The sequence below is a fragment of the Paraburkholderia acidiphila genome, from assembly GCF_009789655.1.
In the GTDB taxonomy this organism is placed as follows: domain Bacteria; phylum Pseudomonadota; class Gammaproteobacteria; order Burkholderiales; family Burkholderiaceae; genus Paraburkholderia; species Paraburkholderia acidiphila.
The window spans coordinates 890871-907410 of sequence record NZ_CP046911.1 but is presented as its reverse complement, the minus strand read 5'-3'; the positions used below and the strand labels follow the sequence as shown (position 1 = coordinate 907410).

The 16540-nt window shown below is 63.7% G+C and carries 16 protein-coding genes; 14 read left to right on the top strand and 2 right to left on the bottom strand.

The features are described from left to right. Positions 1-8: 8 nt before the first annotated feature. Genes FAZ97_RS28370 through FAZ97_RS28360 form a run of 3 tightly spaced genes read left to right on the top strand, consistent with a single transcriptional unit; the run spans position 9 to position 5079 of the window. The gene (locus FAZ97_RS28370; RefSeq protein WP_158762037.1) at positions 9-1526 is read left to right on the top strand and encodes an efflux RND transporter periplasmic adaptor subunit; all 1518 of its coding nucleotides are present in this window, start codon (positions 9-11) and stop codon (positions 1524-1526) included. After that, positions 1523-4729, top strand: coding sequence for an efflux RND transporter permease subunit (locus FAZ97_RS28365; RefSeq protein ID WP_158762035.1), 3207 nt, complete (start codon positions 1523-1525; stop codon positions 4727-4729). The genes FAZ97_RS28370 and FAZ97_RS28365 overlap by 4 nt, the downstream gene beginning before the upstream one ends. Continuing rightward, entirely contained in the window at positions 4726-5079 is a 354-nt protein-coding gene (locus tag FAZ97_RS28360) for a copper-binding protein (RefSeq protein ID WP_158762034.1), read from the top strand. Before FAZ97_RS28365 ends, FAZ97_RS28360 begins: the two co-directional genes overlap by 4 nt. A gap of 3 nt (positions 5080-5082) precedes the next feature. On the opposite strand, the gene FAZ97_RS28355 is transcribed toward FAZ97_RS28360, so the two are convergent. Then, entirely contained in the window at positions 5083-7305 is a 2223-nt protein-coding gene (locus tag FAZ97_RS28355) for a penicillin-binding protein 1A (protein ID WP_233271858.1), read from the bottom strand. 233 nt (positions 7306-7538) lie between these two features. Between FAZ97_RS28355 and FAZ97_RS28350 the strand changes: the two genes are divergently transcribed. From FAZ97_RS28350 to FAZ97_RS28340, 3 genes are read left to right on the top strand one after another with little or no spacing between them, the layout of a single operon-like run. Further along, the gene (locus tag FAZ97_RS28350; RefSeq protein WP_158762030.1) at positions 7539-7811 is read left to right on the top strand and encodes a metal/formaldehyde-sensitive transcriptional repressor; all 273 of its coding nucleotides are present in this window, start codon (positions 7539-7541) and stop codon (positions 7809-7811) included. 8 nt (positions 7812-7819) lie between these two features. Beyond that, the gene (gene dmeF / locus FAZ97_RS28345; protein WP_158762029.1) at positions 7820-9091 is read left to right on the top strand and encodes a CDF family Co(II)/Ni(II) efflux transporter DmeF; all 1272 of its coding nucleotides are present in this window, start codon (positions 7820-7822) and stop codon (positions 9089-9091) included. Positions 9092-9094: 3 nt separating this feature from the next. Further along, entirely contained in the window at positions 9095-9283 is a 189-nt protein-coding gene (locus tag FAZ97_RS28340) for a DUF1289 domain-containing protein (protein ID WP_158762027.1), read from the top strand. A 38-nt stretch (positions 9284-9321) separates the two neighbouring features. Here the strand turns inward: FAZ97_RS28340 and FAZ97_RS28335 are convergent, their stop codons facing one another. Next, positions 9322-9597, bottom strand: a complete 276-nt coding sequence (locus FAZ97_RS28335; protein WP_158762025.1) for a hypothetical protein — start codon at positions 9595-9597, stop codon at positions 9322-9324. Between the two features lie 243 nt (positions 9598-9840). Here FAZ97_RS28335 and FAZ97_RS28330 point away from each other — a divergent pair, with 243 nt between their 5' ends. From FAZ97_RS28330 to FAZ97_RS28295, 8 genes are all read left to right on the top strand, one after another. Next, a complete protein-coding gene (locus FAZ97_RS28330; protein ID WP_158762023.1) occupies positions 9841-10164 on the top strand; it encodes an ArsR/SmtB family transcription factor in 324 nt (107 codons plus the stop codon). Between the two features lie 12 nt (positions 10165-10176). Beyond that, positions 10177-10653: an ArsI/CadI family heavy metal resistance metalloenzyme gene (locus FAZ97_RS28325; RefSeq protein WP_158762021.1), complete on the top strand. Its 477-nt coding sequence runs from the start codon at positions 10177-10179 to the stop codon at positions 10651-10653. A gap of 57 nt (positions 10654-10710) precedes the next feature. Next, positions 10711-11205, top strand: coding sequence for an arsenate reductase ArsC (locus tag FAZ97_RS28320; RefSeq protein WP_158762020.1), 495 nt, complete (start codon positions 10711-10713; stop codon positions 11203-11205). Positions 11206-11228: 23 nt separating this feature from the next. Further along, positions 11229-12299, top strand: coding sequence for an ACR3 family arsenite efflux transporter (arsB, locus tag FAZ97_RS28315; RefSeq protein ID WP_158762018.1), 1071 nt, complete (start codon positions 11229-11231; stop codon positions 12297-12299). A 19-nt stretch (positions 12300-12318) separates the two neighbouring features. Then, positions 12319-13053 carry an arsenical resistance protein ArsH gene (gene arsH, locus FAZ97_RS28310; protein ID WP_158762016.1) on the top strand — a complete coding sequence of 245 codons (735 nt, stop codon included), beginning with the start codon at positions 12319-12321 and terminating at the stop codon, positions 13051-13053. 232 nt (positions 13054-13285) lie between these two features. Continuing rightward, positions 13286-14224, top strand: coding sequence for a D-ribose ABC transporter substrate-binding protein (locus FAZ97_RS28305; RefSeq protein ID WP_158762014.1), 939 nt, complete (start codon positions 13286-13288; stop codon positions 14222-14224). A gap of 79 nt (positions 14225-14303) precedes the next feature. Beyond that, on the top strand, positions 14304-14963 hold the full coding sequence (locus FAZ97_RS28300) for a DUF2291 family protein (RefSeq protein ID WP_158762013.1): 660 nt from the start codon (positions 14304-14306) through the stop codon (positions 14961-14963). Further along, the gene (locus FAZ97_RS28295; protein ID WP_158762011.1) at positions 14960-16519 is read left to right on the top strand and encodes a sugar ABC transporter ATP-binding protein; all 1560 of its coding nucleotides are present in this window, start codon (positions 14960-14962) and stop codon (positions 16517-16519) included. The genes FAZ97_RS28300 and FAZ97_RS28295 overlap by 4 nt, the downstream gene beginning before the upstream one ends. Positions 16520-16540: the final 21 nt, after the last annotated feature.

The following is a 16540-nucleotide window of genomic DNA, read 5'->3' as shown; positions in this document are numbered from 1 at the left end:
AGCAAACCATGACTCAAAAACCTTTGATGCGCGCGATATCGGCGGTTTTTATGGCCGCTGCGCTTCTAGGCACCGGGTATTTCGTCGGCACACAGCATGTGTCGGCTTCGGGTGCAAACACGGTCGCTGTGTCGGGTTCGAGCAACCTGACTGACCCGAAGACCGGGAGGAGCGTGCTTTACTGGCACGACCCGATGGTGCCGAACCAGCACTTCGACAAGCCCGGCAAGTCGCCTTTCATGGACATGCAGCTTGAGCCCGTGTACGCGGACGAAGGCGGTGGTTCGACCGGTATCGCAATCGACCCGGGACTGCAGCAGAACCTCGGTATCCGTTACGCAACCGTGCGGCGCGAGGAAACGACGGAAGGCTTCGATGCCGTCGGCACCACGCAATTCGACGAATCGCAGGCCAATGTCGTGCAGACGCGCGTCACGGGCTACATCGACCGCCTGTATGCCAGCGCGCCCATGCAGCGGATTGCGAAGGGTGCGCCGATTGCTTCGGTCTTCGTACCGGACTGGCTCGCGCCGCAGGAGGAATACCTCGCACTCAAGCGCGGCGGGATGGACAACAGCTTGCTGGAGGCGTCGCGGGCGCGGATGCGCGCGCTGTCGATTCCCGATGGCGTCATTGCGAGTCTCGACCGGACAGGCAAGGCGCAGACACACATTGTCCTCGCCTCGCCAGAGACAGGTGTCCTAAGCGAACTGAACGTGCGCGACGGAGCGCAGGTCGTGCCGGGTCAGACGCTTGCGAAGGTCGCGGGCCTGGCGAAGCTTTGGCTCATCGTCGAAATTCCCGAGAACCTGGCCCTGCGTGTGCAACCCGGCATGCGCGTTGATGCGGCATTCAGCGGCGACCCGGCACAGCACTTCAAGGGGCAAATTCGGGAGATCTTGCCCGGCATCAGCGCCACGAGCCGCACACTTCAGGCGCGGCTTGAAATCGATAACGCCGCGTTGAGACTCACGCCCGGCATGCTGATGCGGGTGCGCGTCGATGCGCAAATGCCGGTCTCGCGACTGCTCGTGCCGTCCGAAGCCGTCATCACGACCGGCAAGCGGTCGGTCGTGATCGTCAAGAACGCGGACGGCCGCCTGCAGCCAGCCGTCGTCACGGTTGGCAACGACGTCGGCAGCGACACTGAGGTCATCAGCGGCTTGAACGATGGCGAGACGGTCGTCGCTTCCGGCCAGTTCCTGATCGACTCGGAAGCCAGCCTGAAATCGGTCCTCCCGCGACTCGAAGGCGCTGCGGGCGCGAGCGCCGCTTCCGTCCCGAGCGTTGCCGCCCAGACTTACGAGACTACCGGCAAGGTGGAAAAGGTGAGCGCCGCCGACATCACCTTCTCGCATCAACCGGTGCCGGCACTGGGCTGGGGCGCGATGACGATGGCGTTCAACAAGCCGTCATCCGGCGCATTTCCCGATGTCAAACCCGGCCAGACCGTCCACTTCGTCTTCAGGCAATCGGACGACGGCTATCAGCTCACGAAGGTCGAACCCGTGGGAGATGCCAAATGATTGCGCGTCTCATACGCTGGTCCATTCACAACCGGTTCCTGGTTTTGCTGGCCACAGTGCTGGTCGCGGCATGGGGCGTCTACTCGCTCAAGGAAACCCCGCTCGACGCATTGCCGGACCTGTCCGACACGCAGGTCATCATCAAGGCCTCGTATCCGGGCAAGGCGCCCCAGGTCGTCGAGGACCAGGTGACGTACCCGCTCACGACGACTTTGCTGGGTGTCCCAGGCGCGAAGACGATCCGGGCGTACTCGTCGTTCGGCGACGCGTTCGTCTACGTGCTGTTCGATGACAAAACCGACCAGTACTGGGCCCGCTCGCGTGTGCTCGAATATCTGAACCAGGTTCAGAGCCGTCTTCCACAAGGCGCGACGGTTTCGCTCGGGCCCGACGCGACCGGAGTGGGGTGGGTCTACGAGTACGCGCTGGTCGACCGTACGGGGCGGCACGACTTCGGAGAGCTGCGCGCACTCAACGACTGGTTCCTGAAGTTCGAACTGAAGTCCGTGCCGGACGTGTCGGAAGTGGCGAGCATCGGCGGGATGGTGCGCCAGTATCAGGTCGTGCTCGACCCGGACAAGCTGCGTGCCTACGGCTTGACCGAGGCCACGGTGGCGGATGCCCTTGGCAAGGCAAACCAGGAGTCCGGTGGCTCGGTGGTCGAACTGGCCGAATCGGAATACATGGTTCGCTCGTCGGGCTACCTGCGCTCGCTCGATGACTTTCGCCATGTCGTGCTTCGCACCAACGACGCGGGCACACCGGTTCTGCTCGGCGATGTCGCCCGCATTCAGATCGGACCGGAGATGCGGCGCGGGATTGCCGAGCTGAACGGCGAGGGCGAGGTGGCGGGTGGAGTCGTCGTCATGCGTTCAGGCAAAAACGCGCTGACGACCATCGAGGCGGTCAAGGCAAAGCTCGCCGACTTGAAGCGCTCGCTGCCAGCGGGTGTCGAGGTCGTCACGACCTACGACCGCTCGCAGCTCATCGAGCGCGCGGTGGTCAACCTGAAGGACAAGCTCGTCGAAGAGTTCATCATCGTCGGGCTCGTCTGCGCCGTGTTTCTTTTTCATCTGCGCAGCGCGTTCGTGGCCATTTTGTCGCTGCCGCTCGCTGTGCTGGCGGCCTTCATCGTCATGCGCTATCAGGGGGTGAATGCAAATCTGATGTCGCTGGGCGGTATTGCCATCGCCATCGGCGCGATGATCGATGCGGCCATCGTGATGATAGAAAACGCCCACAAGCATCTCGAGGCGTACGAGCATGAGCATCCCGGCGGCCAGATGACGACCGCGCAGCGTTGGGAACTCATCGCGACGTCGGCGGCGGAAGTCGGACCGGCGCTGTTCTTCTCGCTGCTCATCATCACGCTGTCGTTCGTCCCGGTATTTTCTCTGGAGGGACAGGAAGGCAAGCTCTTTTCTCCGCTGGCCTTCACGAAGACTTACACCATTGCGGCCGCTGCGGGCCTTTCGGTCACGCTGGTGCCGGTCCTGATGGGGTATCTGATTCGTGGACGCATTCCGCATGAGACCTCGAACCCCATCAATCGCGTACTCATCCGCCTGTACCGGCCGATGCTCGAAGCCACACTGCGCCGCCCGTGGGTTGCGATCGGGTTTGCGGCCGTTGCGCTTCTGCTGACCGCTATTCCGCTCTCACGACTCGGTGGCGAATTCATGCCGCCGCTCGACGAGGGGGACTTGTTGTACATGCCAACCGCGTTGCCTGGCATATCGGCAGACAAGGCATCGGAGCTTTTGCAGCAGACCGACAGGCTCATCAAGACGGTGCCGGAGGTCGCGACCGTGTTCGGCAAGTCGGGTCGTGCCGATACGGCGACGGACCCGGCACCGCTCGAGATGTTCGAAACCACCATCCAGTTCAAGCCGCGCAGCCAGTGGCGTCCGGGCATGACGCCGGAGAAATTGGTCGACGAGCTCGATAAGACCGTGAAGGTGCCGGGGCTGTCGAACGTTTGGGTGCCGCCCATCCGCAATCGCCTCGACATGCTGTCCACGGGTATCAAAACGCCGGTCGGCGTGAAGATCGCCGGGCCTGACCTGCACGAAATCGACAAGGTGGCCGGGCAGGTCGAGGCGGCGGTGAAGGACGTTCCCGGGGTGACGTCAGCGCTCGCGGAACGACTGAATGGCGGCCGGTACATCGACGTCGATATCAACCGGCAGGCAGCGGCGCGCTATGGCCTTGCCGTCGGCGATATTCAGTCGGTCGTATCCACGGCGGTGGGCGGCGACAACGTCGGCGAAGTCATTGCAGGGCGCGAGCGCTTCCCGATCAATATCCGCTATCCGCGCGAGGTTCGCGATTCGCTCGAAAAGCTGCGGCAGCTACCAGTGTTGACCGATCGGGGCGCGCAAATCCAGCTCGGCGACGTGGCGGATATCCGGATCGCCGACGGGCCGCCAATGATTCGCAGCGAAAACGCTCGCCTCTCAGGCTACGTCTACGTCGATATCCGCAACGTGGATCTGGAATCGGCAGTCAAGGCGATGCAACGCGCCGTCGCAGAAAAGGTGCAGCTTCCACCCGGCTATTCGATTGCATGGTCAGGGCAGTTCGAGTACCTCGAACGGGCGGCGGCGAAATTGCGCACGGTGATTCCCGTGACGCTTGCCGTCATCTTCGTGCTGCTGTTTCTGACCTTTGGCTCGGCGGCCGATGCGCTTCTGCTCATGTCGACGGTGCCGTTTGCGCTCGTCGGCGGCTTCTGGCTCATCTGGATACTGGGCCATGCGGTGTCCGTCGCCACGTCGGTTGGCTTCATTGCGCTCGCGGGTGTGGCGGCCGAGTTCGGCGTGGTCATGCTGCTGTACCTGAAGGGCGCGCTGAGCCGGCGACTCGAGCTTGGGGAGTCCATGACGGAGGCCACGCTGCTCGACGCCATCCGCGAAGGCGCGGTCTTGCGTGTACGCCCGAAAGCCATGACCGTTGCAGTAGTCCTTGCCGGCCTGATTCCCATCATGGTCGGACATGGCGCCGGTTCGGAAGTCATGCAGCGCATCGCCGCTCCGATGGTCGGCGGTATGGTCACCGCGCCCATCCTCTCGATGTTCGTGATCCCCGCCGCCTGGTTCCTCCTGCAGCGTCGTCGCGTGAGGCAACGCGATGAGGTTCGTTCTCCTGATGGAGTCGCTTCCGGCACGACTGTGCCTTCAACCCAAACCAGGGAAACACAATGAAAAAGACGATTCTTGCTGTCGCGGCTCTTGCTGGTATTGTCGCAGCCCCTGCATTCGCTGGCGACGATATGGCGGGCATGACCATGTCCGCTGCGAAGCCGGTGGTCACGAAGGTCGCTGCGAATGCTGCGCTAACCGATGCCGAGGTCCGGGAGGTTGACGTCGCTACCGGAATGGTCACCCTGAAGCACGGGGCTCTGGAGAACGTCGGCATGCCCCCGATGACCATGGCATTCAAGGCGAAGGATGGCAGCATGGTCAAAGCGGTTCACGAAGGCGACAAGGTCAAGGTGCGCGTCGAAAACGTCAATGGCACGCTGACCATCGTGAAACTCGAAAAGCAGCCGTAAGCGTCAGAAGCTCCAGAACAGGAAGTGATGGCGCTTGCGCGCATGGCCTGTGCGCGGCGTAGCCGGCGTAGTACTTCCTGGCGCAAGCTGCGCGCGCGAGTCGATGGCCCGTGCGCGCAGCGCCATGTCGTAGAAGGCGCCCACCACTGGCAGGGCGCTGTGCGCGCCTTCACCCCAGTAGTCGCTGCGCAGCGTCACGCGCGCGTCGTCGAATCCCACCCACGCACCGGCAACCAGCTGGGGATGGATCAGGATGAACCAGCTGTCCGTGCTGTCCTGCGTTGTGCCCGTCTTGCCGCCGACATCGGCGTGAATACCGAAACGTGTGCGGATGTCGCTACCGGTGCCGCGGTTGACGACGTCGCGCATCACGTCGACGAGCTTCAGTGCCGCAGCGGCGGGCAGCGCCGGCTCCGGCCGCGCGGCAGGGAAATCGGCGAGCACGTTGCCGTTGCGATCCTCGATGCGTGTGACCATGCGCGGCTCGACATAGGCGCCCCGGTCGGCGATCGTGCAATACGCCGAAACCATCTCCCTGAGCGTTACGGGGCTCGTGCCCAGTGCGAGCGACGGCACGGGATCCAGCGCGCTCTCGCGTACGCCCATGTTGCGCGCGAGCGTCGCGACTTTTCCGGCGCCTTCCCGCTGCATGAGCTGGGCGGTCACGCGGTTACGCGAAAAGGCAAAGGCGTCGCGCAGCGACATCGGCCGGCCGGTTGGCGGCTCCGGATCGGTCGGCTTCCATACCGCCGTCCCCTTCAGCGGAATCGCGACGTTGCGGTCGACGATCGTGTCGCCCGGCTGCGCGCCATCCGCAAAGGCGGCACCGTAGACGAACGCCTTGAAGGTTGAGCCCGGCTGCCGTCGCGCCTGCTGCACATGGTCGAACGGCTCGTCGTGAAAATCGCGGCTGCCGACCCATGCCTTGATGTCGCCGTTGCGCGGATCCATGGCGACGAATCCGGCCTGAATCTGCGTCTTGCTGTGACAGAGGCCTTCGACAAACGACGCGTCCGTTGCCAACTTCCTGATGGCGTCCGCATCGGTCAGGCCCGTGTCGCGTGCCGAACGATATTCCGTCGTCTGCCTGATGAACGACTGGAACAGCGCGTTGCCCGGCCAGCAACCCGTGCGCTCGTTCCACGCGCCATTGGCGATCGACTGCAACTGGCTGGTTTGCCAGGCAACCGCCTGCGTTGCCATCGCCTGAAGCCGGGAATCGATGGCCGTTCGCACGACGAGCCCATCGGAATAGATGTTGTAGCCATGACTATCCGCCCAGGCAGACAGCCACTTGCGCAACTGGGCTGCGAAGTGGGGGGCCGCGCCAACCTGCTCGGACTGGGGCTCGAAATTCACGTTGATCGGCTGGCGTTTGAGCCAGGCATACGCGTGCGCGCTGAGCTTGCCGTACTTCACCATCTGCGCGAGCACCGTGTTGCGGCGCTCCAGTGCGCGATCGGGATTGAGCACCGGGTTGTATGCGCTGTTCGCCTTGAGCATGCCAACGAGCGTCGCACTCTCGAGGACATCGAGATCGGCGGCCGGTTTGCCGAAGTACGTTCGCGCGGCCATCTCGACGCCGTATGCGTTGTACAGAAAGGGCACCGTGTTCAGGTAGGTCTCCAGAATCTGGTCCTTGCTGTACACGGATTCGATCTTGAACGCGGTGATCGCTTCCTTGAGCTTGCGCGTCAAGGTCGGCGCGCGGCCGATTTCATCCGGATACAGGTTGCGGGCGAGCTGCTGGGTGATCGTGGAGCCGCCCTGGCGACTGCCCGTGAACGTATGGAGCGCGGCCGCCGCAACGCGCCGCAGGTCGATGCCGTGATGCTGGTAGAAGCGGTGATCCTCGGTCGCGATCAGCGCGTTCACCACATGCGGCGAAATCTGGGCGAGCGTGACCCACTCGCGGTTGACCGGCTTGAACTCGGCGAGCACATTGCCGTCGGCGGAGAGGATCAGCGCGGGACGGTCGACGCGGGCCTTGCGGATGTCGCCCAGGCGCGGGGTGAATGGAACGAGGGCAAGCGTGTAGGCCAGCGAGAGCACGGGCAATGCAGCCAGCGTCAGGACGACGCCACGGCGTGTTGGATGGCGAATGCCGCGCAGCGCCGCGCGAAAAAGACCACGCGCCTTCGTGCCGGCTGCGCCAGCCAGCCAGCGGACACGGTTCACCCAGCGTGCGCAGAGTTCACGAAATAGCGACACATAGGGGTGGTTCACGGTGGCTGCGCAATGGACGAAACGCCGGATCGTACCAAAGCGCCGATGCATTTCCGGCCGCAAAACCGGCCTTCCTGGTTCGCGCTAACAGATGATTACACTTGTTTCGAATTGGCGGCGCGGCCTGGTCGATGCGAGGCGATTACGACGAGGAAAGGGCGGACGTTGTCATGGACGTCAGTGGCTCGCCAATCGCTGTGCTAGTATACCCCCCTACCCTATACGGAGGCGTCTTGAGCCATACCATTCGCGAGAAACAGAAGCTGCTCAACCGGGTTCGCAGAATCAAGGGGCAGATTGAGGCGATCGAGCGGGCATTGGAAGAAGAGCGGGGTTGCATGGATGTGCTCCAGCTCATCACCAGCTCGCGGGGCGCGATGAACGGACTGCTTGCGGTGGTGCTCGAGGACCATATCCGCACGCATCTCGTGGACGCCGAGCCGGCCGACGAGCACGGGAGCGGCAGGGAACAGTTAATCGAAGTGGTTCACAGTTACTTCAAGTGAAAGACGTGATGAGCAGGTTTGAAGATGCGGCCTTCGGGGCCGGGCACGACCATATTTTTCTCGGCAACGCCCACGAGGACAACGAACGCCGCACCTGGATGGTGATTGCGCTGTGCAGCGCCATGATGGTCGCCGAGATCGTTGGCGGAAGCCTGTTCGGCTCGCTCGCGCTCGTGGCGGACGGACTGCACATGTCGACGCACGCGGGTGCGATGCTGATCGCGGCGCTCGCCTACACGTATGCGCGCCGCCACGCGAGCGATGCGCGCTTCGTATTCGGAACCGGCAAGCTGGGCGACCTCGCCGGTTTCACCAGTGCGATCGTGCTCGCAATGATCGCACTCCTGATTGGTTACGAGGCCGTGCGGCGCTTGTTTGCACCGGTCCCGATCCATTTCGGCGAGGCGATACCCATTGCCGTTGTCGGTCTGCTCGTCAACCTGGCCAGTGTCTGGCTGCTCAGCGGCGGCCATCACGGGCACAGCCATGGCCACGGGCATAGCCATGGGCACGGCCACGACCACGACGATCACGATCATGAAGAGGCGCGCGAGATCGTCACGGCTGGCGGACGCTTCACCGTTTCGATTTTCGAGGACGGCGTGCCGCCGGTTTTCCGCATCCAGGCGCTGGCGGGCCCGTGCGATCCCGCCGACGTGCGCATGACGACGGTTCGTGAAAACGGGCAGCGGCAGACGTTCGAGTTCGTGGCGCGCGAAGGCTATCTGGAATCGAAGGACGACATTCCGGAACCCCATGCCTTCAAGGTCGTCGTCGAGCTTCCCGATGGCGAACATGCAATCGAGTTTCAAGAGCATGACCATGACGACGCGCACGCTGCGGCAACACGCGACCACAACATCCGCGCGGCGTATGCCCACGTGATTGCCGATGCCGCGGTTTCCGTGCTGGCGATTATCGGACTGCTGCTTGCCCGCGTGTTCGGGTGGCTTTGGATGGATCCGCTCGCGGGCGTTGTCGGCGCGGTGGTGATCGCGAGCTGGTCCTGGAGTCTTCTGCGCGATACCGGTGCCATTCTGCTGGACATGAATCCGGATCAGCGCACGGCCGAGGGCGTGCGCAACCTGATCGAGGACAACGGCGACCGGGTGCTCGACCTTCACGTCTGGCGTGTGGGGCCCGGGCACCTGAGCGCCGTTGTGTCGGTGGAAACGCGCCAGGCTTCACGCGGCCCGGACTTCTACCATCGCGCACTTCGTCGCTTCCGGAGCCTGTCTCACGTCACGGTCGAAGTGAATCCGCTGCAAGGGGCGGCGTGAACGATGGCGGTGAAATCACCTTGTATCGACGTGTGCGCGTTTCGCGGTAAAAGCGGCCTTTGTACCGGCTGCTTTCGCACCCGCGACGAGATCCGGGCCTGGAAGAAGATGACCGACCCCATGCGTCACCAGATCCTGAATGACCGGCCGCGTCGGGAAGCGAAAATGAAAGCGGCCGGATCGGTGCGCTGAAAGGGGCTACGCGCTTTCGAGGTCGAGCCGCAGCCTGATCAGCACTCGCCTTTCTTGGCGTGTCCGGGCGGGCAGTGCCAGCCCTTGTCATGATGGTGGTGCTTTTCCCAGTCGTCGCGTTCCCAGTAGCGGTGGCCATCCCAATAGCGGTCGCCATGCCAGCCCGGCGTAACGACGACGGCAGGAGGCGGCGGTGCGACCACGACAGGGGTGCCGACGTTGATGCCTACGTTGACATCGGTGGCGTGTGCAGCGCCGGTCATGCCGATTGCCATGGCAGCGAGTGCCAGCTGTGCGAGTGCTTGTTTCTTCATGGAACAGTCCCCCCAAATATCAACCTGCCCGGATCGGAATTTCGCTGGGCAATAAAAAACCCACTCGAAGGCGGGTTCGTCGGCAGGGAGCATTTATACCGGATTTGGGCGGGGTTTGGCCAATGATCTGGCGGGCGTATGCGCTGCGCGGCGCCTGCAACCCGGCGCTGTTCGAAAGTCAGGTGGGCGTTTCATCGGGCGAGGGCGCTTGCATCGATTCTACATTTCGAATATATTGGAAATATGGAAGAGAAAGATGTCATCAGCGCTCTCGGAGCGCTTGCCCACGAACTGCGTCTGCGCGTGTTCCGCATGCTGGTCGTAGCCGGCCCGTCCGGACTGACGCCCGGCGTCATCGCGACGCAGCTCGATATTCCCAACGCAACGCTCTCCTTTCACCTGAAGGAGTTGATGCATGCGGGGCTGGTCACGCAGGAGCGCGAGGGGCGCAGCCTGATCTATCGGGCTGCCTATGAACAGATGAACGCTGTCCTCGGCTTTCTGACCGAAAACTGTTGCCAGGGGCAGGCTTGTCTCGAGTCGGGCGCAGGGTCATGCCAATGTTGAAGGAGAACCTTCATGAAGCGGTTTCACATCCACGTCCACGTTGACGATATCGCAGCCAGTGTCGCGTTCTATTCGAAGCTGTTCGGCGCAGAGCCCACTCGCGTCGAGACGGATTACGCGAAATGGATGCTGGACGACCCTCGTGTGAACTTCGCGATCTCGACGCGCGGCACGAAAACCGGCGTGGACCACCTGGGTTTCCAGGTCGACGACACGGTAGAACTCGCTGAGCTCGCCGAGCGTGCGCAGGCCGCGGACATGGCGCTGCTCGATCAGGGCGAAACGACCTGCTGCTACGCGCGCAGCGACAAGCACTGGATCGTCGATCCACAAGGCATTGCCTGGGAGTCCTTCCATACGCTCGACAGCGCCCCGGTCTACGGCGAGAGTCGCCAGGCCGAACAGCCGTCAAGCGCGCCGGCGTGCTGCGGCCCGCGCGGCACACCCGTTGGCGTTCCCGTGAAAGCGGCTGGTTCGGCTTGCTGCTGAGCGCGTTGCGGCCAACACGATCTACACACTCCTGCTCATCTGCACAGACCATTCGCCATGACCACGAACGTACTCATTCTCTGTACGCACAATTCCGCGCGCAGCGTCCTCTCGGAAGGGATGCTGAACCACTGGGCGCGCAAACTCGGCAAGGACGTGCGTGCATTCAGCGCAGGCAGCGCGCCGAGCGGCCGCATCAATCCGTTCGCGCTCGAAGCATTGGCGAACGCGGGTATCGATACGCAAGGCTATCGCAGCAAAAGCTGGGACGAGTTCGCCCAGGACGGCGCGCCACAGATGCGCATCGTCATTACGGTGTGCGATAGCGCCGCCGCCGAAGCCTGCCCGTTCTGGCCAGGCAGCCCGGTCAAGGTCCACTGGGGCTATGCCGATCCGTCGAATGCGCCCGGCGGCGACGAAGGCAAGCGTCAGGCATTCGAACTCACACGCGAGGCCATCGGCTATCGCATGTTGCAGTTGCTCGAGCTTCCCATGGACCGTCTGGACAATGCCGAGCTTCAGCAGGCACTCAACGACATCCTGCAAAGCTGATCCCATTTCCATCGAGCGGTCCCATGAACACCCCCAACGTCGCCGCTTCGCGCAAGAACGCTTCGAAGCCGGCCATTAGTTTCTTCGAGCGCTACCTGACGGTCTGGGTCGCGCTGTGCATTGTCGCTGGCATCCTGCTCGGCCAGGTGCTGCCCGACGTGTTCCAGACGATAGGCCGGATGGAATATGCGCACGTCAATCTGCCGGTTGGCCTGCTGATCTGGGTGATGATCATTCCGATGCTCGTCAAGGTCGACTTCGGCGCGCTGCATGAAGTGCGTCAGCACGTGAAGGGCATTGGCGTCACGCTGTTCGTGAACTGGCTGGTCAAGCCGTTCACCATGGCGCTGCTCGCATGGCTCTTCATCAAGCACCTGTTCGCACCGATGCTGCCCGCCGACCAGCTCGGCAGCTACGTCGCGGGCCTGATCCTGCTTGCGGCGGCCCCCTGTACGGCGATGGTCTTTGTCTGGAGCCGGCTCACCGGCGGCGATCCGCTCTTCACGCTCTCGCAGGTGGCGCTGAACGACAGCATCATGGTCGTCGCGTTTGCGCCGCTCGTCGGCCTGTTGCTCGGCATTTCGGCGATCGCGGTGCCGTGGGCGACACTGCTCACCTCGGTCGTGCTCTACATCGTCATTCCCGTGATCCTCGCGCAGATCCTGCGCAAGGCGCTGCTCGCCAAAGGGCAGGCAGCCTTCGATGCGGCGATGGCGAAGATCGGTCCCTGGTCGATCGCCGCGCTGCTGGCGACGCTGGTGCTGCTGTTCGCATTCCAGGGCGAGGCCATCCTGAAGCAGCCGCTCGTCATCGCGCTGCTGGCCGTGCCGATCCTGATCCAGGTGTTCTTCAATTCGGCGCTGGCGTACGGGCTCAATCGCGCCGTCGGCGAAAAGCACAACATTGCCTGCCCGTCCGCACTGATCGGCGCGTCGAACTTCTTCGAGCTGGCCGTCGCCACGGCAATCGGCCTGTTCGGTTTCCACTCGGGCGCCGCGCTCGCGACCGTGGTGGGCGTGCTGATCGAGGTGCCGGTCATGCTGCTCGTCGTGCGTATCGTCAACCGGTCGAAGCACTGGTACGAGTGCGCCTGAATGGTAAGGATAACAAAGCATGTCTGATTCGGCGATTGACCTTGCGATCGACCTCCCGCAGGTCGATCCGGCGCTGTTCCGTGTACCCGATATCAACCGGCTTCAGGCCGCGAAAGCCTCTTTGCATCCGCCGCGCATTCTGCTGCTCTACGGCTCGCTGCGCGAGCGCTCGTTCAGCCGCCTGCTGAGCGAAGAGGCCGCACGCCTGCTCACGGCGATGGGCGCCGAAGTGCGCACGTTCAACCCGAGTGGCCTGCCGCTGCCGGACGATGCGCCGGACACGCACCCCAAGGTCGCCGAACTGCGAGACCTGGTGCTGTGGTCGGAGGGCATGGTCTGGTGCTCGCCGGAGCGTCACGGCGCGATGACCGGCATCATGAAGGCGCAGATCGACTGGATTCCGCTTTCGGTCGGGGCAGTGCGGCCGACGCAGGGCAAGACGCTCGCGGTCATGCAGGTCAGCGGCGGCTCGCAGTCGTTCAATGCGGTGAACCAGATGCGCGTGCTCGGGCGCTGGATGCGCATGCTGACCATCCCGAACCAGTCGTCGGTGGCCAAGGCGTTCACGGAATTCGACGAGGCCGGTCGCATGAAACCGTCGGCCTATTTCGACCGCGTCGTGGACGTGATGGAAGAACTGGTGAAGTTCACGTTGCTCACGCGCGATATCGGACCGTATCTGGTGGATCGCTACAGCGAGCGCAAGGAAAGCGCCGAGGCGCTGATGAAGCGCGTCAACCAGGCCAGCATCTGACCTGTGTTGCTTTCAGTCGCCGGGTTCCCGGGCGTCGCGTGAGACCCGGCAACCGGCAGGCAGAGGATGCCCGGACGGATGCGAGAAAACCCTGGATGGAAAAGCATGGCGAGTTCCCATGCTACTGGTATGATGACCTCATGACGGCATAAGTGATGAGTATCAAAACAGGTCGCGACCGTCAGCTGGTTGTAGTCAGGCCCAGGCGTTTAACCAGACAGGAGACAGCATCATGAAGGCACCCAGGCGTTGGCTTGCGTCGACGTTGATGTCATTCGCGGTTCTCGGCACGGCGGGCGGCGCGCAAGCGGCCAATCTCATCGCCATCATCACCCCCTCTCACGACAATCCCTTCTTCAAGGCGGAAGCCGACACGGCCAGTGCGCGCGCCAAGGCGCTCGGCTACGACACCATCGTGCTCGTCCACGACGACGACGCGAACAAGCAGTCCCAACTCATCGACACGGCCATCGCGCGCGGCGCGAAGGCGATCGTGCTGGACAACGCCGGTTCGGAGGCGTCCATCGCCGCGGTCCAGAAGGCGAAAGACGCGAAGATCCCCGCGTTCTTGATCGACCGTGAAATCAACGCGACCGGCATTGCGGTTTCCCAGATCGTTTCGAACAACTATCAAGGCGCGCAGCTCGGCGCCCGCGCTTTCGTCAAGGCGATGGGCGAAAAGGGTAACTACGTGGAGCTGGTTGGCCGCGAGGCGGATATCAATGCCGGCATCCGCTCGAAGGGCTACCACGATGTCATCGACCAGTTTTCGGGCATGAAGATGGTCGAGCGCCAGTCGGCGAACTGGAGCCAGACTGAAGCCTATACGGTGATGGAATCGATCCTGCAGAGCCACCCCGACATCAGGGGCGTGATTGCCGGCAACGACACCATGGCCATGGGCGCGTCAGCCGCGCTGAAGGCCGCGAAGCGCAACGACATCATCGTGGTGGGCTTCGACGGCAGCAACGACGTGCGCGACGCGATCAAGCGCGGCGACATTCGCGCAACGGTGCTGCAGCCGGCTGCCGAGGCGGCCACGGACGCCGTCGATCAGGCCGACAAGTATCTGAAGACCGGCTCCACGGGCAAGCCCGAAAAGCAGCTCATCAACTGCTCGCTCATCACGAAGACGAACGCCGGCAAGCTCGACATGTTCGCGTTGCGCTGACCCGCGCATCGGCGGCACGCATTGCACGAGCGGGGCGCGGCGCGCCCCGCCAGGGACTCGTAACCAGATGGGGTTATGCATGGGAGTGCTTCGGTACGCGGTCATTGCCGTGGTGGCGAGCGGCGCGCTGCACGGCTGCAAGCTGGTGAAGAACAGCGATCTGCAGGGTTCGGGCGCATCGCACGACAACTATGCTTCCGCGGGCTACGACCCGAACGCCATGGTGGCGTCGATGTGGAGTACGAAGATCGTGCCCGACATCGAAAAGCGCGCGGTGGATTACCGCACGCTGCGCGAGGCGATCAAGGCGGACCCCGACGCCGCCGGCCGCAAGTACGGCTATCGCGGCAAGGACGACGGCGCGCCGTGGAATTTCCCGACCACGCTGCACGGCACCATCGTGGAGGTGGACACGCAGTCGAGCCAGGGCACCGTGGGCGTGGACGTCGACGGCAGCGGGCAAGCGAGCGTGATCGTCGACATCGGCCCGACCGTGCTCGGCACCACGCTGCGCGATTCGCTCGACTTTGTTTCGTTCAGCAATTTCCGCAACCAGATCGAATACGCGCAGTTCGGAACGGCGCTCAACGTCTATGCGGCGAATCACGTGATGAAGCCGCTGCCGCGCAACGACCTCAAAGGCAAGCCGATTACGGTGACGGGTGCGTTCTCATACGACTCGTCGAGCGACCAGCCGGAAATCGTGCCGCTGGCGCTCACGCTCGGGGGCAAGTCATGACCGAGGCTAACAACGCGGACGCGATCCTGCAGGTCGAGGGCGTGACGAAGGTCTATCCCGGCACGGTGGCGCTCAAGGGCGTGAACTTCGCGGTTCGGCGTGGCGCGGTCAACGTGCTGGTGGGCGAGAACGGCGCGGGCAAATCCACGCTGATGAAGATCATTGCGGGCGCCGAACAGCCGACCAGCGGCCATCTGCTTCTGGAAGGCAAGCCGATCGAACTCGGCAGCAGCGCCGAAGCCTTGCGCCATGGCATCGGCATCGTCTTTCAGGAGCTGAATCTCTTTCCCAACCTCACGATTGCCGAGAACATTTTCATCGCGCACGAAATCACGCGCGGCGGCATCGATATCGACGCCGTAGCGCAGCGCGCGAAGGTGCGCGGGCTGCTCGCGCGGCTCGAACTCGACCTGAGCCCCGACACGCTGGTCGAGGAGCTGCGCATCGGGCAGCAGCAGCTCGTGGAGATTGCGAAGGCGCTCGCCCACGACGCGCGCGTGCTGATCCTCGACGAGCCGACCTCGGCGCTCAGCGCGGCGGAGGTGGCCGTGCTGTTTCGCGTGATTGCGGAGCTGAAGGCGCAGGGCGTGTCGATCGTCTATATCTCGCACCGCCTCGAAGAACTGATCAGGATCGGCGACTACATCACGGTGCTGCGCGACGGCCTGATCACGGGCCACCAACCGATGACGCAGATCGACGTGCCGTGGATCGTGCGGCAAATGGTGGGCCGCGAGACGAAGGACTTCTCGCGCCCCGTGGGCCACGAGCGCGGCGCCGAGGTGCTGATGCTGCGCGACGTCACGCTGCCGCGCAAGGGCAGCGGCCTGCTCGTGGATCACGTTTCGCTGTCGCTGCACGCGGGCGAGATCGTCGGCATCTATGGGCTGATGGGGGCGGGGCGCTCCGAGCTGTTCGAATGCATTCTGGGCGTGCACGCTCACGCAACGGGCAACGTGATGCTCGACGGCAAGGCGCTCGACGGCAAGCCGATCGCGGGGCGCGTCGCGCGGGGGCTCGCGCTCATTCCGGAGGACCGCAAGGCCGACGCGTTGCTGCCCATCATGTCGATTGGCGAGAACATGACGCTCTCCAGCCTCTCGGCGCATGCGCGCGGGTTTCACATCGACCCGCGGCGCGAGCAGCGGTCCGTGCTCGACTACATTCGCGATCTCGCCATCAAGGTCGCCGACTGGCGGCTGCCGGTCAGCTCGCTCTCGGGCGGCAATCAGCAGAAGGTGGTGATCGCCCGCGCGCTGATGACCACGCCGAAAGTGCTGCTGATGGACGAACCGAGCCGCGGCATCGACGTGGGTGCGAAAGCGGACATCTTCAAGGTCATGCGCGACCTGGCCGGGCGCGGACTCGGCGTGCTGTTCGTCACGTCCGATCTGGAAGAAGTGATGGCCTTGTCGGATCGCATACTCGTGATGTCGAACGGCCGTGTGACCGCCGAATTCGATGCCGCCGATGCGACGCAGGACGCGCTCGTCACGGCTTCGGCAATCGGGCACGGGACGGCGCCTACGCAACCGGCATCGCGCGCTGCGGCCTGAGCGCACGCCTGCCGCACGCAT

Bases quoted from the DNA above. Each gene is read 5' to 3' on its own strand.
- FAZ97_RS28370 (WP_158762037.1), top strand. From the start codon at position 9: ATGACTCAAAAACCTTTGATGCGCGCGATATCGGCGGTTTTTATGGCC.
- FAZ97_RS28365 (WP_158762035.1), top strand. From the start codon at position 1,523: ATGATTGCGCGTCTCATACGCTGGTCCATTCACAACCGGTTCCTGGTT.
- FAZ97_RS28360 (WP_158762034.1), top strand. From the start codon at position 4,726: ATGAAAAAGACGATTCTTGCTGTCGCGGCTCTTGCTGGTATTGTCGCA.
- dmeF (WP_158762029.1), top strand. From the start codon at position 7,820: ATGAGCAGGTTTGAAGATGCGGCCTTCGGGGCCGGGCACGACCATATT.
- FAZ97_RS28340 (WP_158762027.1), top strand. From the start codon at position 9,095: ATGGCGGTGAAATCACCTTGTATCGACGTGTGCGCGTTTCGCGGTAAA.
- FAZ97_RS28335 (WP_158762025.1), bottom strand. From the start codon at position 9,597: ATGAAGAAACAAGCACTCGCACAGCTGGCACTCGCTGCCATGGCAATC.
- FAZ97_RS28330 (WP_158762023.1), top strand. From the start codon at position 9,841: ATGGAAGAGAAAGATGTCATCAGCGCTCTCGGAGCGCTTGCCCACGAA.
- FAZ97_RS28325 (WP_158762021.1), top strand. From the start codon at position 10,177: ATGAAGCGGTTTCACATCCACGTCCACGTTGACGATATCGCAGCCAGT.
- FAZ97_RS28320 (WP_158762020.1), top strand. From the start codon at position 10,711: ATGACCACGAACGTACTCATTCTCTGTACGCACAATTCCGCGCGCAGC.
- arsB (WP_158762018.1), top strand. From the start codon at position 11,229: ATGAACACCCCCAACGTCGCCGCTTCGCGCAAGAACGCTTCGAAGCCG.
- arsH (WP_158762016.1), top strand. From the start codon at position 12,319: ATGTCTGATTCGGCGATTGACCTTGCGATCGACCTCCCGCAGGTCGAT.
- FAZ97_RS28305 (WP_158762014.1), top strand. From the start codon at position 13,286: ATGAAGGCACCCAGGCGTTGGCTTGCGTCGACGTTGATGTCATTCGCG.
- FAZ97_RS28300 (WP_158762013.1), top strand. From the start codon at position 14,304: ATGGGAGTGCTTCGGTACGCGGTCATTGCCGTGGTGGCGAGCGGCGCG.
- FAZ97_RS28295 (WP_158762011.1), top strand. From the start codon at position 14,960: ATGACCGAGGCTAACAACGCGGACGCGATCCTGCAGGTCGAGGGCGTG.